The organism is Bradyrhizobium sp. P5_C12, assembly GCF_054049735.1.
Genome location: NZ_JBFULU010000022.1, coordinates 62,601 through 78,152, shown reverse-complemented (window position 1 = coordinate 78,152; position 15,552 = coordinate 62,601). Strand labels below are relative to the sequence as shown.

The window sequence follows — 15,552 nt, the reverse complement described above, 5'->3', positions numbered from 1 at the left end:
ACCAGCGCTTACTGCGCGGCGACGAGACTTTCCGCGGGCATATAATGTCCGAGGAAATCGCGAGCCTGGGTCTGGTAGCCGAAGCGCTCGGCCAATTCGCTGCGTCTCGCCTTGATCCTACCGCGGCACTCCTCCTGACGCGTCAGCACGCGGGTGACGGAGGCCGCGATCGAGTCGGTCGAGAACGGGTCGAAATAGTCGGCGAGCTCACCCGCGACCTCGCGGAACACCGCGATGTCGGAGCACAGCACCGGCGTATTGGCGGCCAGCGCTTCGATGATCGGCACGCCAAAGCCTTCGGCAAAGCTCGGCATGATCAGGCCGTGCGCCTCCGCGATCAGGGCGGCCTTTTCATGCTCGCCGACATAGCCGGCGAAGCGAACGTTTTGGGGAACGTTGCGCATCCGGCTGATCTGGCCGGCCAGGCCGATCACCACGAGATCGGCGTGAGGAATGTTGCGGAAGGCACGGATGACGGTGGCGACGTTCTTGCGCGGCTCGTTCGACACGATGACGACGAAGCTCGGCCGCCCCGGACGCCCCGACGGGGCTGGGAGGTGCAGGACATCCGGGGCGTCGAACCGGGTGCGGGGATACACGACCCGCGCCGGCAGGTGCGCAAATTGCGGCAACAGTTCCCTGAACCGCATCATGCTGTAGTTTGAAACGAAGGCGAGCTCGTCGGCCTGGCGCAGGCTGGTGAGCAGCCGCGACAGGAACAGCCGCGTGGCGATGTCGCTGAGCTTGAGGTCGGTGAGCGGCAACAAATCGTGGACGACGCAGATCACCTTGGCCCCCGGCCTGCGCTTGATCGCCACCCGCGTCGGCGTGTCGACCACGATGACGTCGTAGTCGCGCGCATCGATCCGCGGCGGCGGCAGCAGGAAAAAGGCCGAGGAGTCCTGATAGCTGTAGAAGCCGGGCTCGAGCTGGAAGTCGCCGAACAGTTCGAGGTGGCGCAGGTCCGGCGGAACGTATTCGAGCGCGGCGGTCCTGTTCTCGATCAGCCGGGCGTTGAGGCCACGCAGGCCGACGGCGCGCAGCAGGCAGACGATGTAGTCCCACGACACCGACATGGTGGCCTTGTGGCGGATCCAGTCGAGCGTGCGGCGCAGGCCGCCGCGCATCACCGGCTCGCTCATGTTGATCTCGTCGAGAAAACGATACAGCGCGAGCAGCTCGATGTTGCGCGACGGCGCCGGAAACAGTCTTGTGCGCCGCTCGCGCCGGCGCAGCTTGCGGTAACGCCGCGTGGTTTCCACCAGCAGCGTGAGCTCGTGGCCTTCGGCGGCGAGCGAGCGCATCAATTCGCGCGTGAAGTGGAAGATGCCGCGCTTGTGGTTGGGCTCCCCGAGCGCTTCGGAGACGACAAGGATGTTCTGCTTCATGCGCGTTTCTCGCGGAGCTCGAAGGGGGGCGTTGCCGTTGCCGGCGCCTCGACCGTGACGGTCGAGGCGATGCGGCCGTGATCGAGATTGATGATGCTGGTGCAGGTGCGGCGCAGCAGCAGCTGGTCGTGCGAGGCAATGATGACGATCGCCGCCTGCGAGACCAGGTTGAGCAGCCGCCGCTCGGCCTTCTCCGCAAAATGCTCGTCGACCACGCTCAGCCATTCGTCGAGCAGCAGGATGTCGGCCGGGAAGGCGGTCGCGGTCGCGAACAGCACGCGCATCAGCATGCCCRAGGAGAACATCCGCAGCGGCAGCCGCCGCATGCGCGGCTCGAGCTCGGTGAAAGCCCAGATCTCGTCGATCATCGTCGGCGTCGGCTTGCGTCCGCCGATCCGGAGCAGCAGCGCGATGTTGTCCGCAGCGACGAAATCCAGGTTGACCCCGGCATTGAGGCCGAGCAGGGGAACGACGTTGCCTTTGATGACCACGCTGCCGCTGCTCGGCGGATAGACGCCGGCGATCAGCCGCAGCAGCGTCGATTTGCCGGAGCCGTTGGGCCCGGCAAGCCCGATGCGGGCGCCGGCCTCCGCCTCGATGGTGACGTCGTCGACGGCGCGGATGATGCGCGTCTCGCCCTGCTCGCGGACGAGGTGGCCGAGCAACCGCCGCTTCAGCGAGAAGTCGTAGGCGCCATAGAGTGGATAGTCGAGGCAGACATTGCGCAGGCTGATCGAGACCATGGTCAGATCCAGAATGCGGCTTTGCGCAGATGACCCAGCGTCAGCACGCTTGCTAGGATCAGCAGCGCCAGCGCGACGAGGACATAGGCGAGGCTTGCGGGATCGACATGGCCGCCCGCGAGCGGCTCGCGCCACACCGCGAACAGATGCGTCAGCGGATTGAGCCGCATCACGGTCGAGCGGTGGTTGATCATCTCCGACGACCAGATCACGGGCGAGGCGAGGAAGGCCAGCATCAGCGTGGATTCGATGATCGGCTTGAGGTCGCGATAGCGCGTCGCCATCGCGCCGAGGACGAGGCTCAGCGCGAAGGTGCAGGCCACGAACAGCAGCAGGCCGGGCAGCGCCGCAACCGCGCCGAAGAGATCGTGCGGCGAGAGCAGGAGCCAGAGCACCAGTGGCACGCAGGCGTTATGCAGCGCGAACAGCGCCTGGCGGAAGGTGCATTGCAAGAGGAAGATCACCGGCGGCAGCGCGCGGTCGCGGATCAGGCTCGCGGAGTTCTGGAGCGCCGTGGTGGCATCGAGCACCACACTGTTGAGGAAGGTCCATGCCGTCATCGAGAGTGCGAGCATGGGCAGGCGCGCCAGGATGCTGGCGTTCGACATCTGGCCGATCACCGAGCCCAGCACCGCGACCACGATCGCCATCTGGAGCGACATCCAGAACGGCCCCAGCAGCGAGCGCACGTAGCGGTGGCGCATGTCGGACCAGGCCAGCGCCGCGGCGATCCGGACCGCGTCCAGCCAGCTCGTCGCCGGCGGCGGTTCGACGGCGGCCGGCTGCTCCTCGCATGACGTGACGGCTTCGCGGTAAACGGTTTCCATGCCCTGCCTGAAGGCCGTGGCCGAATAGTGGGTGAGGGCGCGCGCCCGCGCCGAGAGCCCCATGCGGCGGCGCCGCTCGGGATCGCGGATCAGCGTGTCGATGGCCTCACCGAGCTTCTCGGCGTCGCTGGGCGGCACGGTGATGGCCTCCATGCCGTGGCGGGCGACGCGCGGCACCGCCGTGTCGAGTGCCGTGTTCACGACCGGGCGGCCGGCGGCCATGGCCTCCAACTGGACGAGGCCGAAGGTCTCGGCATTGGTCACCGACGGCATCACGAAGACGTCGGAGAGGCACATCAGCTTGATGCGCTCGCAATCGTTCACCGAGCCGAGCAGGCGGATTCGGTCGCCGAGGCCGAGTTCGCGGATCAACTGCTCCAGCCGCGGCCGCTCGACCCCCTCGCCGACGATCCAGACCTCGAACTGGCGATTGACGGCGGCGCGGATCAGCACGTCGAATCCCTTGTAGGGAACGAGCCGGCCGCAGGCGAGCACGAGCCGGCCGCGGTCGTTGACGTGATGCGGCTCGATCTTCGGCCAGTCATAGGTCGTGGTGTCGATGCCGAACGGCACGACATGGCACTTGTCCTCGAATTCCCGCAGCAGCGCCGTGGTCTCGATCAGGACGCGGTCTGAGACGATGATCGCCTTGGCGCGCCGCAAAGTCCGCCGCATCAAGGGATCGATGAACCAGCGCAGGCCGGCATGGCTGACGATGTCGGCGTGCCAGTGCACCACCAGCGGCCGGTTGCGGCCGAATCCGAGTGCGAAGACGAGGTCGGCGAGCGGGAAGGGGGCGTGGAGCGCGAGCAGATCGTGCTCCGCGATTCTGCGCCACAGCCGCCAGGGATAGGTGGGCGCGGCGGGAAGCGACAGCACATTGCCGAACGAGCGGACGCGCTCGACCGGCACTTCGTTGACGACGAGCTCGCGCGGCCCGGCCGATCGCGAGCAGACCAGCACGGCGGAGGCGAAGGTGTCCTTCAGGCTCGCGCAGATGTCGCGGATCACCGTGAGCGTGCCGCCGAACAGGTCGGGATAGTAGATCTTGAAGATGTGCAGCACCGATGGGCGGCGCGGAGTTTCGCTGTTGTGATGCATGACGGCGATCAGCCCGCGAGAAGCGCTGCGACGAACGGCGCCGCCAGCACCGAGATGAAGATCACGCCGCGCAGGAGCGCCGGCAGCATCGGCTCGATCGGGCCGCGACGGTCCCGGTCGAGAATCGGCGGCGGCGAACTGGAAATACGGGCCAAGCGGTCGGCCATGGTCAATGTCCCCTTGAAATCGCGCCCTCAGTGGCGTCTCGTATATGTGGGAAAATTTACCACGTCAATCGACGATGAGAAAAAAGTGGGATTGTGTCCCACGCGTGGCGCCGATACAATTCAGACATGAATGCCAAGTCCGGGTCCAAAGCAGCGGCGTCCCAGCCGAACGCTGCCGCAAAGCTGCACGCGCCGCTGGCGCGGCTGCTGCGCCCGCTCGTGCGGCTCTGCATCCGCAGCGGCATGACGTTCCCGGCGCTGGCGCAATTGCTTCGCGAGCTTTTCGTCAACGTCGCCGAGCACGATTTTGCCCTCGAGGGGAAAGAGCAGACCGACAGCCGTGTCAGCCTGCTCACCGGTATCCACCGCAAGGAGGTGGCGCGGCTGCGTGGCGCCGGCGCCCCCGTGCATGAGGCGCCCGCGGCTGTGTCGCTGACGAGCGCGGTGATCGCGCGCTGGCTGGCCGCGCCTGAATTCACCGATGCGAAGGGCGAGCCGCTCCCGCTGCCGCGCACCGCCGAGAGCGACGCGCCCTCGTTCGAGCAGCTGGTCGCCTCCGTCACCAAGGACGTGCGCCCGCGCGCGGTGCTCGACGAATGGATCGATCGCAAGCTCGTCACCATCAACGCCGACGACGAGATCGTGCTGGTCGAGGCCGCCTTCGTTCCGAGCGGCGAGGACGACAGCAAGTGGCACTATCTCGGCCGCAATCTGCACGACCATGTCGCCGCGGCGGCCGAAAACGTGTCGGGACCGGCGCCGCGCTTCCTCGAACGCGCGGTCCACTACAACAACATCTCGCCGAAGCTTGCGCGGCGCCTCGAGGCGCGCTCGCGCGAGCTTGCCATGGACGCGCTGAAGACCGCCAACCGCGAAGCCAACCGCGCGCTCGCCAAGGACAAGGGCGGCGATGCCCGCTGGAATTTCGGCGTCTACATCTATTCCGAGGACGCCGACGAGGAGGGCGACGGCAAGGAGGGCGGTAAGGAAGGCGGCAAGGAGAGTGGTTCGTCATGAGCCGGCCGCCGCTCATCTCCCGCCGTCTGCTGCTGACGGGGTTCTGGCTGGCCGGCACGGCCATCGCCCACGCGCAGGTCAAGCGCGGCACCGACCAGGGCATTGGCGGCACCGGACTCACGCCCGGCGATGATCACGGCATCGGCGGCACCGGCATCGTCGGCGTGATCCAGCGCTTCGGCAGCATCTACGTCAACGGCGAACGCATCACCTATGGGAACGAGGTTCCGGTACGGATCGACGGCGAAGCGGCCACCACCAAGGACTTGCGCATCGGCCAGGTCGCGCGCGTGGTCGCCACGCGCCAGGCTGACGGCACGCTCGTCACGCGCAACATCGCGATCGCGAGCGAAGTCTCCGGCCCGATCGAATCCGTGAAAGGCAACGAGCTGACGGTTCTCGGTCAGAAGATCGTCTCGGGCGGCAACGAAAGCCGGCTCCGTGCCGGCACGCAGGTCGCCGTCTACGGCTTGCGCCGCACCGACGGCGTGATCGTCGCGAGCCTCGTCGAGCCGCGGCGTGACGCGACGGCACGCGTGACGGGTCTGGTCGAGCGCGGGCCGGACGGCCTGCATATCGGTGGGCTGAAGCTGAACGGCGTCGATCCCTTGCTCGTCGGCCAGCGCGTCCAGATCGAGGGCAGCGCAAGCCAGGGGGCAATGCGGGCCTCGCGCAGCCGGATCGACGATTTTTCGGATCTCGTCGGCGCAAGCCGGCTCTCGATCGAGGCCTATGTGCAGCGCGCGGGTGCCAACCTCCAGCTTGGCTCCGGGCTTGTCGCCCGTGACGGCTCACGGTTCGGTCCCGCGGCGGGTGAAGCGCGCATGGTGGTCAACGGCGTGTTCGACCGCTCGCGCGGCCTCCAGCTGGATTCCGCTCAAGCGATCGGACCGGGATCGCCGCGGCAGGCGCCCGGCGGGCCCGGCAATCCCAACCGGTCGCCGGGCGGCGGTTCGATCCTGCATCCGAACCGCGGCACGGCCAATCCCGGTGGTAGCCAGCCCGGTCCGACAGGCGCGCCTGCGCCGGGATCAAGCCCCGGAGCAACGCCCGGCTCCGCTCCGACGGGGCCAAGCGGCCCGTCAGGCCCCGGCGGTCTTGGCTCGCCTGGTGGCGGACCCATGGGGCCCGGTGGTGGAGTGGGTGGTGGTGGTGGCTTCGGCGGTCCCGGAGGCGGGATGGGCGGCGGCCGGCGCTGAAGGCACCGAGGGCCGTCGGTGATCCGCGTTTCATCGCGTTGCTTCCATCGCTGGGCCGCGCGGCTCGCCGTTCGTTCCGAGCCCGGCCGCATCGCGCTTCACCGCGTCATCGCCCGTCGCCGCGGAATGGTCGGCGGCAAGCAGAATGTAGAACGCCGGCACCACGAACAGGGTGAACAGCGTTCCAATCGAAAGTCCGGAGGCGATCACCAGCCCCATGTTGAAGCGCGAGGCCGCGCCCGCGCCGGATGCGGTGATCAACGGCATCACGCCGATCACCATGGCCGCTGTCGTCATCAGGATCGGGCGCAGCCGGATCGCGGTCGCTTCGATGACCGCATCACGCTTGGAGCGGCCGGCATGCTGCAGCTCGTTGGCGAACTCGACGATGAGAATGCCGTGCTTGCTGATCAGCCCCATCAGCGTCACGAGGCCGACCTCGGTGTAGATGTTGAGGCTCGCGCCCTTGATACCCAGCATGATGAAGATCAGGGCGCCCGCGATCGACATCGGCACCGAGACCAGGATGATCAGCGGATCGCGGAAACTTTCGAACTGCGCCGACAGCGCCAGGAAGATGATGATCAGGGCAAATCCGAAGGTGGCGGCGAAACCGGATGATTCCTGGATGAACTGCCGCGACTGTCCGCCATAGTCGATGGTGTAGCCCTTGGGCAGGGTCCGGTCCGCGATCTCCTTCAGCGTCGCGAGCGCTTCGCCGGTGATCACACCCGGCATGGCCACGCCGGAGATGGTGGCGGCATTGACCTGCTGGAAATGGTTCAACGATTGCGGAACCGTGGTCGTTTTCAGCGACGCCACCGTCGACAGCGGAACGGACGTGCCATCCGAGGTCTTGATGTAGTAGTCGAGCACCTGATCGGCGTTCAGCCGCTGGCGCTGCTCGACCTGGGGAATGACCTTGTAGGAGCGGCCGTCCAGGCCGAAATAGTTGACATACCCGCCGCCCAGCATGTTGCCGAGCGCGCCACCGACATCGCTGAGCTTAAGCCCGAGCTGAGCGGTCTTTTCGCTATCGATCAGCACCGTGGTTTGCGGCTGGTCCACCTTCAGGTCGTTGTCGAGGAAGATGAACTTGCCGCTTTTCAGGGCCTCGGCGGTGAAGGCCTTGGCGATGCCGTCGAGCCGCTTGAACGGGTCGGTGGTCTGGATCACGAACTGGATCGGCAGGCCGCTCGCCCCCGGCAGCGGCGGCAATTGGAATGCCACGATCTTGGCGCCGGCAACCCCCGCCATCTCCTGCTGCAGCACCGGCTGCAGTTCCGCCGCGGTCTTGTCGCGCTTGTCCCAGGGCTTCAGGACCCAGCCAGCGATCGAGCTGCCGGTGAGATCGAGCTGAAACACGCCCGCGGTTTCAGCATGGGCGGAGATGCGACGGTAGACCTCGGCGGAATACAGCAGCTTCTGCTGAAGTGTTGCGTTCGGCGCCAGCGTCGACTGCATCAGGATCGCACCCTGATCCTCGTCCGGCGCCAGCTCGTTCTTGGAGTTCGAATAAAGCCAGTAGATGCTGCTCAGGACCAGGGCCGCGAACACGACCGTGACCGGAATCGTCGTCAGGCTGGCTTCGAGCAACCGTCGATATTGGTGTTGCAACGCTTCCATCCGCGCATCGATGAACGCGACGATGCGATCGTCGAGCGTCGGTGCGCCGGTCCTCGGCGGCTTGAGAATGAAGGCGCAGCACATCGGCGTGAGCGTCAATGCGATGACGGCCGACACCGCAACGGCGCCGGCAAGGGTAAAGGCGAATTCGGTGAACAGCGCTCCGGTCAGACCGCCCTGGAAGCCGATTGGCACGTAGACCGCGATCAGCACGATGGTCATGGCCACGATAGGACCCGCAAGCTCCCGCGCGGCGATGATCGCCGCCTGCAACGGCTTGGTGCCCTCGGCCAGATGCCGGTTGACGTTCTCGACGACGATGATGGCGTCATCGACCACCAGGCCGATCGCGAGCACCAGGGCCAGCAGCGTCAGGAGGTTGATCGAAAAGCCGAGCGCCAGCAGCAGGGTGAAGGTGCCGACCAGCGACAGCGGTATGGCGATTACCGGAATCAGCACCGAACGCCACGAGCCGAGGAACAGGAAGACCACCACGGTGACGATCAGAAGTGCTTCGAGCAGGGTATGGATCACCTCGTCGATCGAACTGTTCACGAAGTCGGTGGAATCGTAGATGATCTCGGAGTTCAGCCCCTCAGGCTGCTGCGCCTTGATGTCGGGATAGACGGCGCGGACCCCTTTGATGACGTCGAGAAGGTTGGCGTTTGGCGCCACCTGGATGCCGATATAGACCGCGCGCTTCCCGTTGAAGCCGACCGACGAATCGTAATCCTCGGAGCCGAGCGTGACGTTCGCGACGTCGGACAGCTTGACGTTGGACGCGCCCGCCTGTTTGACGACCAGGTCGCGAAACTCCTGCAACGACTTCAGGTTGGTCGCGGCCGTCAGATTGACCTGCACCATCTGGCCCTTGGTGGTGCCGAGCCCGGCGATGTAGTCGTTGCTGGACAGCGCGGTCGATATATCGGACGCGGTCAGCCCGTACGCCGCAAGCTTGATCGGATCGAGCCAGGCGCGCAGCGCGAAGGTCTTGTTGCCGAGCAGTTCCGCGGTCTGCACCCCGGACACGGCCTGGAGTTTCGGCTGCACCACGCGGATCAGGTAGTCGGTGATCTGGTTCGGCGCCAGCACGTCGCTGCTGAAGCCGAGATACATGGCGTCGATGGTCTGACCGACCTTGACCGTCAGCACCGGCTGCTGGACGCCGCTCGGAAGCTGATTGAGCACCGAGTTCACCTTGGTGTTGATCTCGGTCAGCGCCTTGCCGGAGTCGAAGTTCAGCCGCAGGTTGACGGTGATGGTCGAGGTGCTGGGCTGGCTGGTCGACGTCATGTAGTCGATGCCATTGGCCTGGGCGATGGCGTTTTCCAGCGGCGTGGTGATGAATCCGGCGACGATCGCCGGATCCGCACCGTAGTACGTCGTCGTCACGGTGACGATCGCGTTCTGCGTGCGCGGATATTGCAGGATCGGCAGCGAAGTCATCGACTTCAGACCCAGCACCAGGATCATCAGGCTGACGACGATCGCAAGCACCGGCCGACGAATGAAGATGTCGGTAAAGGACACGTTCTGCCTCCTCACTGATCGGCAGGTGCCGGATTGGGATCGTTCGCCAGCGGAATGGAGTTGTCGACCTTCAGCAGGGTGCCGTTGCGCAGCTTGATCTGGCCCGCGGTGACGACGGTTGCGTCCCGATCAAGGCCCGAGATCACGGCCACCTGATCGCCACGGGTGGCGCCGGTCTTGATGAAGGTCTGACGGGCTACCAAACCCTGCTTGTCCGGTGCGTCGCTCTTGACTGCGAGGAACACCGACTCTCCATAGGTGTTGTAGACGATGGCGGTCTGCGGCAGCGTGAGGTAGCTCGTGGGATGTCCTACTCGGACATCGATCCGTGCGAACATGCCGGGCAGGAGCTTGCGATCCGCATTGTCGAAAATCGCGCGGACCTGAACGTTGCGGCTGGTCTGATCGACCTTGGAATTGAACGCCTGCACGACTCCCTTGAAACTGCTCTCCGGAAAGGCGTCGATACGAGCGGTGACGTCCTGTCCGACCTTGACCTGGTCGACGGCCTGCTGCGGCAGCGTGAAGTCGACAAAGAGACGGTCGAGCGCCTGCAGCGTGACGATGGTGGTGCCCGCGGTCAGATATTGGCCGACATCGACCTGACGCACGCCGAGACGGCCGGCAAAAGGTGCCTTCAGCGTCTTCTGGTCCATGAGCGCCTGCTGCTGGGCGACCAGCGCCAGCGCGTTGCGCTCGTTCACGACATCGCTGTCGACTGTCGCCTGGCTGACCGCATTGATCCTCAACTGGCCCTGATCGCGCCGCAACGTGATGGCGTAGCCGTCGGCGGTGGCCTGCAACGACTGCAGCTTGGCGACGTCATCCTGCTTGCGCAGGTCGAGCAACACGTCACCGGCGGCGACGTCCTTGCCGGATTCGAAATGAAGGCTGTCCACGATGCCGGACTGTTGCAGCGAAAGATCGGCGCCGTTCACCGCGCGAAACGTACCGATGGCGGTTAATGTCGACTGCCAGTCGCTGACCTGCGCGGCGGTCGTCGACACCGTCTGCGGGGGATCGGCGAGCGCGGCCATGGCCTGCTTGATCATGCCGGCGCGGAAACTGACGAACCAGGCAAGCGCGGCGAACACCGCACCGACGACACACAGCATGATGATCATGCGCTTCAACATGGCTTCGGACTCTCGGATCAGTTGGCTGGCTGGGGCGGCTGTGCCGGCAGGGCCCCCGCGGGAACGAATATCGCGGCAACGCCGGCGGGCTTGACCTCGGCGGCGGGGGATTCATCGACGCGATTCCACCAGCCGCCGCCGAGCGCCTGGTACAGCGATACGGTGTCGGCATAGCGCGAGGCCTGCGCCTTCACGCGGTTGATGCGCGCGGTGAGCAGTGTCTGTTCGGCGTTGATGACGGAGATGAAGGTGGTGGAGCCGGCCTTGAACTGGGCCTGGGACATCTTCAGGCTTTCAGCCGCGGTCTTTTCCGCCTCAATCTGGGCCTTCAGCAGATCGGCATCGGATTGGATCGCGCGGAGCGCGTCGGCGACATTCTGGAAGGCGGTGATCACGGTCGAGCGATATTGCGCGCTGCTTTGCTCCAGCGCCGCGACCTTGGACTCCTTGGTATGAAACAGCGAACCGGCGTCGAAGATCGGGCCGGTGACACTCGCCGCCACGCTCCAGGCTGCCGATTGCGGGCCGTAGAGGCCCGCCAGCGCCAGCGCGGAGCTGCCGCCCGAGGCCGACAGCGTCACGTTCGGCAGCATGTTGGCCGTGGCAACACCGACATTCGCGCTGGCCTGATGCACCTGACTTTCAGCGGCACGGATGTCCGGGCGTTGCTGCACCAACAGCGACGGCACGCTGACCGGCAGATCGCGCGGCAGGCGCAGGTTTGCCAGCGGCACGGCCTCGCCCTTGTCCTGGCTCGGCAACCGGCCGAGATAAGCCATCAGCTGGTTGCGATTCTGCGCGCGCGACTTTTGCAGCGGCGGCAGCGTCGCGAGCGTCTGCGCCAGCTGGGCCTTCTGAGTCAGGACATCGCTGTTGGCGACGGCGCCGAGGGCAAACTGCTGTTCGAGCAGCGCCACCAGCTGGCGCTGACCGTCGATCTGTTCCTGGGTCACGCGAATCTGCGCCGCGTAGGACGCATCGCTGATTGCGGTCGTCACGACGTTGGCCGTCAATGAGAGATAGGTCGCCTCGAGCTGGAAGCGCTGATAGTCCGCATTGGCGAGATCCGCCTCGATCCCGCGCGCCTTGCCACCGAAGATGTCCGGCGTGAATGAAACCGGGACCGAGGTCTTGTAGAGGGTGTACAGGGATGACGATCCGGTTTGTCCGGACTGTGCCAGCGGCACTTGGCTGCGTGTCGCGCTGCCTTCCCCGGTGATCGACGGCAGCAGGGCGCTGGTGTCTGCCGCCGCGACTTCGCGAGCCTGGCGCAGCGCCGCTTGCGCCGCGGCGAGGTCCGGATGGTTGTCGATCGCTTCGCGGACGAAAGCTTCGATCTGCCGCGAGCGGAACACCTGCCACCAGACCGCCGGCACGTCGGCGCCATGCGCGAACCGTTGCGCCAGGCCACCGGGCCCGTCCGCACCTTGCGTCGCGGGCAGCCCGCCCGCCGTGTAACCGCGCACTGCCGGCGCGGCCGGCGACTCGAAATCAGGGCCGACGGCGCAGCCACCCAGGGAGAGGGCAGCCTGAATGATAGGTACCAAAGCACCTCTTAGGAGAAATGTTCTGACCGACATCCGCCGCCCGCATTAAACTGAACCGTTCAGTACTTGACTTGGCAGGCGGGGATTGTCAACAGTACTGTACTGTTTAGTTTTGTTGCGGGTGTAACGACCTCAGTGCCGCGCCAGCACCGGATCCCGGCTCATTGTTCTTTCAAGTTGTTGATGCGGCGTCATTGTGCGCGCTGACACCAACGACATCGATTCGCGACCCGACGGAGTGCCATCATTGATCGAAACGATCGCCCATCCTGTTCAAGAGCAGCCGAGTGCACCAGCGGGCCGTAAGATGGACATCGTCATCCGCGCGGCGTGGCAGCTATTTCTCGACCAGGGCTTTTCCGCCACCAGCATGGACGCCGTCGCGAAAGCCGCCGGCGTCTCGAAGGCGACGCTCTACGCGTATTTCCCAAGCAAGGAAGCCTTGTTCGCCTCACTGATCGTGGCGGAGTGCGAGAGCCTGCAACGCGATTTGCCGCTGCCCAAACTGTCCGCGGGACTGTCCGAGGCGCTGCGGGATTTCGCCAGGCAATACCTCCACACCTTCATCCATCGCAAGGACGTCGCCTTCGTCCGCATCATCGCCAACGAGAGCGGCCGGTTTCCCGCGCTCGCCCGGCTCTTCTATGAAAGTGGTCCCGAGGCGACGATTCGACGGCTCTCTCAATTCCTCGAAGAGGCCAGGGCCGCGAAGCTCCTGGAGTTTGACGACTCGATGGAAGCCGCCAAGCAATTCCTGAGCCTGGTCCGCGGCGAACTACCGCTGCTGATCGTGCTGGGCCTCAGCGATTTCACGGAAGGGAAGATCGAACAGGAGATCGAGGCAGGGCTCAATTTCTTCCTGAAGGCGTGTCAGCCTCGTGCCTGAAGCGCCATGCATGCTTGGTGAAGGTAGAGGCCGGTTCTAGCCCGCGCTCAGGCGGACGCCGGCGCGCAGGAACTTCTGCGGATCGACTGCCTCGCCGTCGATGCGGGTTTCATAGTGCAGATGCGGACCGGTGGAACGTCCCGTCGATCCGACCAGCCCGACCACCTGGCCGATCTTCACGATCTCGCCGACCTTCACATTGATCTCGGAGAGATGGCCGTAGCGGGTCGCAAGTCCATTGCCGTGGTCGACCTCGATCATGCGGCCGTAGCCGCCGGACCAGCCGGCCGAGACCACCTTGCCGTTTGCGGTGACGCGAACGGGATCGCCGGTGGCGGCGCGGAAGTCGAGGCCGGTGTGCATCGCAGGCCGGCCGAGGAAGGGATCGCTGCGTACGCCGAAGCCGGAGGTGAACTCGACCTCGCCGATGACGGGCTTGCGATAGGGCACCAGCGCCAGCGTGCGGTTGAGACGGTCCATCTCGGCGCGGGTGACGTTGATGCGATTGAGCTGCTTCTCGAACGGCCCGGCATTGGCCGTCAGCTTGACCGGTACAAAGGGTCCGCCCATCGCGGTGCGCGGCACGGCGGATTCGAGGCTGGCGAGGTTCAGGCCGAGATCGCTGACCACGCCGCGCATCCGGCGCATGCGCGAGTCCATGCCTTCCTCGACGGCGCTGAGCGCCGCCATCTGGCGACGTTCGACCTGATCGAGCGAGGTCTGGAGCCGGACCAGAACGTTGTCAAAACCCTGGTTCTTGGCGAACTGATTGGCCTGTGGGGCCATGACGGCCGGCGCGCGCGACTCGAGCCGCGCTTCGCGATCCGGCGGCGCCACGAAGATCACGGTGTCGCTGATCGGCGACGGCTTTGGCGTGCCCTGCGTTGTGCTCTGGCCGGCATCGCCACGCTGCGGGGCCGAACGGGGAATGGACCCCGTCACGTCGGGCATGGCGCCAAGCGCCGTGGCCCGGGACTCCAGCGCCGTCTGGCGCTTCATGATCTGGTCGAGCTTCTGGTCGAACTGCTCCTGGTCGAGCAGCTGCCGGCTGGTGGTGCGGTCAACCTTGGCGCGCAGCTCGGAGATGCGGTCCTCATAGGCGTATTGCATCTCGGCCTGGCGGGCGATCAGCCGGGTCAGGACGTCGTCGCGAAAAGCAAAGTAGGTGGCGGTCGCGGCCGACCAGAGGCCGAGCAGCACGACCGTGCCGACCACGATCCAGAACACCACGGGCCCGAAGCGGACCTGCTTGCCGGCGTGGACGATGGTGTAGGCGTCGTCGGTGGCGGGAAGGGGAATCGCGGCGGCGGCTGCCGCCGCGGCAGCAGCACGCCGGTGGAAGGCCCGTCCGTGATCGTGAGAATGATGTTGGGGGTACTGCGAATATTGGGCAGAACTTTTCGACATCGGCACTCCCGCGCCGGTCGGATGAGTCCGTACGGCCTAATTGCCGCAGCAATCTGGGCTGGTCATGGTTAATTTTCCGGAAACGGGAACAGTCGAATTTAACGGGCTGGTTAAAGACTTCTTGCCGCCGCCAGCACCTCGTCGGCGTGGCCATCGACGCGCACGTTGCGCCAGACCTTGGCCACCTTGCCATCGGCGCCGATCAGCACCGTGGTGCGAAGAATCCCGAGGAAAGTCTTGCCGTACATAGACTTTTCGCCCCAGGCGCCATAGGCCTCCAGCATCTCATGTTGCTCATCCGAGATCAGAGCGACGCCGAGACTGTGCTTGTCGCGGAACTTCTCCTGCGCCTTTAACGGATCGGCGGAGATGCCGAGCACGGTCGTGCCAGCCGCGGCGAAGGCGTCAGCCAATCGCGTGAAGTCGATGGCCTCCCGGGTGCAGCCCGGCGTGTCGGCGCGGGGATAGAAGAACAGGACGATCTTCTGGCCGGGATAATCCGACAGCGTCACCACGCTGCCGCCGTCGCGGGGCAGGCGGAAGGCGGGGGCCTTGCGGCCCTCGGTCAGGGCAGCCTTCGCCGCTGCCGCGGGCGGGGAGGCCGATTTGGAGGAATTTAACTGTTTCGATGCGGCCCCATGCGATGCTGCTTTTGCTATGGTCCTGGTTGATTTGCTTGCCGGTGTCCGCTGTGTTTTCGCTGGCTTTGTTTGAGTCGATGCCCGTGTCGTTGGGGCCTTCTTTTTAGCCGTCGGACTGCCGGAGGGCGTTTTGGACGATTTCTTTCGGGATTTCTTGGACATACGCCTTCCTTTCGTCGCTTTCGGCGGGTCAACCAAAGCGGTATTGCAGCTCTCGTCCGGAAAGCCGGATTCGCGCCCTCGGCTGGGCAAGTCTGACGGCGCCGGAGTATGGTTACAAGGAATTCCACGCACCACCCCACTGCTCGTTGAACGCGCTCCCGGGGCGAAATGACGA

12 protein-coding genes are annotated in these 15,552 nt (G+C 65.5%); 3 read left to right on the top strand and 9 right to left on the bottom strand.

What is annotated here, in order from left to right; genetic code table 11:
* Nucleotides 1-8: 8 nt before the first annotated feature.
* Genes ACXJMY_RS20615 through ACXJMY_RS20600 form a run of 4 tightly spaced genes read right to left on the bottom strand, consistent with a single transcriptional unit; the run spans nt 9 to nt 4,226 of the window.
* Complete coding sequence (locus ACXJMY_RS20615; RefSeq protein WP_456621180.1) at nt 9-1,388, bottom strand: glycosyltransferase family 4 protein; 1,380 nt, start codon at nt 1,386-1,388, stop codon at nt 9-11.
* Nucleotides 1,385-2,131, bottom strand: a complete 747-nt coding sequence (locus tag ACXJMY_RS20610; protein WP_456621179.1) for an ABC transporter ATP-binding protein — start codon at nt 2,129-2,131, stop codon at nt 1,385-1,387. Before ACXJMY_RS20610 ends, ACXJMY_RS20615 begins: the two co-directional genes overlap by 4 nt.
* A 2-nt stretch (nt 2,132-2,133) precedes the next feature.
* Nucleotides 2,134-4,059 (bottom strand): glycosyltransferase, encoded by a 1,926-nt coding sequence (locus tag ACXJMY_RS20605; protein WP_456621178.1) that lies wholly within the window; start codon nt 4,057-4,059, stop codon nt 2,134-2,136.
* 8 nt (nt 4,060-4,067) lie between these two features.
* Nucleotides 4,068-4,226: a hypothetical protein gene (locus ACXJMY_RS20600; protein WP_456621177.1), complete on the bottom strand. Its 159-nt coding sequence runs from the start codon at nt 4,224-4,226 to the stop codon at nt 4,068-4,070.
* 126 nt (nt 4,227-4,352) lie between these two features.
* Between ACXJMY_RS20600 and ACXJMY_RS20595 the strand changes: the two genes are divergently transcribed.
* Nucleotides 4,353-5,243: a DUF6502 family protein gene (locus ACXJMY_RS20595; protein WP_456621176.1), complete on the top strand. Its 891-nt coding sequence runs from the start codon at nt 4,353-4,355 to the stop codon at nt 5,241-5,243.
* Nucleotides 5,240-6,442 carry a DUF5666 domain-containing protein gene (locus ACXJMY_RS20590; RefSeq protein WP_456621175.1) on the top strand — a complete coding sequence of 401 codons (1,203 nt, stop codon included), beginning with the start codon at nt 5,240-5,242 and terminating at the stop codon, nt 6,440-6,442. Before ACXJMY_RS20595 ends, ACXJMY_RS20590 begins: the two co-directional genes overlap by 4 nt.
* 30 nt (nt 6,443-6,472) lie before the next feature.
* On the opposite strand, the gene ACXJMY_RS20585 is transcribed toward ACXJMY_RS20590, so the two are convergent.
* From ACXJMY_RS20585 to ACXJMY_RS20575, 3 genes are read right to left on the bottom strand one after another with little or no spacing between them, the layout of a single operon-like run.
* The gene (locus tag ACXJMY_RS20585; protein WP_456621174.1) at nt 6,473-9,598 is read right to left on the bottom strand and encodes an efflux RND transporter permease subunit; all 3,126 of its coding nucleotides are present in this window, start codon (nt 9,596-9,598) and stop codon (nt 6,473-6,475) included.
* 11 nt (nt 9,599-9,609) lie between these two features.
* Entirely contained in the window at nt 9,610-10,734 is a 1,125-nt protein-coding gene (locus ACXJMY_RS20580) for an efflux RND transporter periplasmic adaptor subunit (protein ID WP_456621173.1), read from the bottom strand.
* Nucleotides 10,735-10,751: 17 nt separating this feature from the next.
* On the bottom strand, nt 10,752-12,314 hold the full coding sequence (locus ACXJMY_RS20575) for an efflux transporter outer membrane subunit (protein WP_456621172.1): 1,563 nt from the start codon (nt 12,312-12,314) through the stop codon (nt 10,752-10,754).
* A 274-nt stretch (nt 12,315-12,588) separates the two neighbouring features.
* Here ACXJMY_RS20575 and ACXJMY_RS20570 point away from each other — a divergent pair, with 274 nt between their 5' ends.
* A complete protein-coding gene (locus tag ACXJMY_RS20570; RefSeq protein ID WP_456621171.1) occupies nt 12,589-13,167 on the top strand; it encodes a TetR/AcrR family transcriptional regulator in 579 nt (192 codons plus the stop codon).
* Nucleotides 13,168-13,203: 36 nt separating this feature from the next.
* On the opposite strand, the gene ACXJMY_RS20565 is transcribed toward ACXJMY_RS20570, so the two are convergent.
* A complete protein-coding gene (locus ACXJMY_RS20565) occupies nt 13,204-14,574 on the bottom strand; it encodes a peptidoglycan DD-metalloendopeptidase family protein (protein ID WP_456621170.1) in 1,371 nt (456 codons plus the stop codon).
* Between the two features lie 110 nt (nt 14,575-14,684).
* A complete protein-coding gene (locus tag ACXJMY_RS20560) occupies nt 14,685-15,377 on the bottom strand; it encodes a peroxiredoxin (RefSeq protein ID WP_456621169.1) in 693 nt (230 codons plus the stop codon).
* Nucleotides 15,378-15,552: the final 175 nt, after the last annotated feature.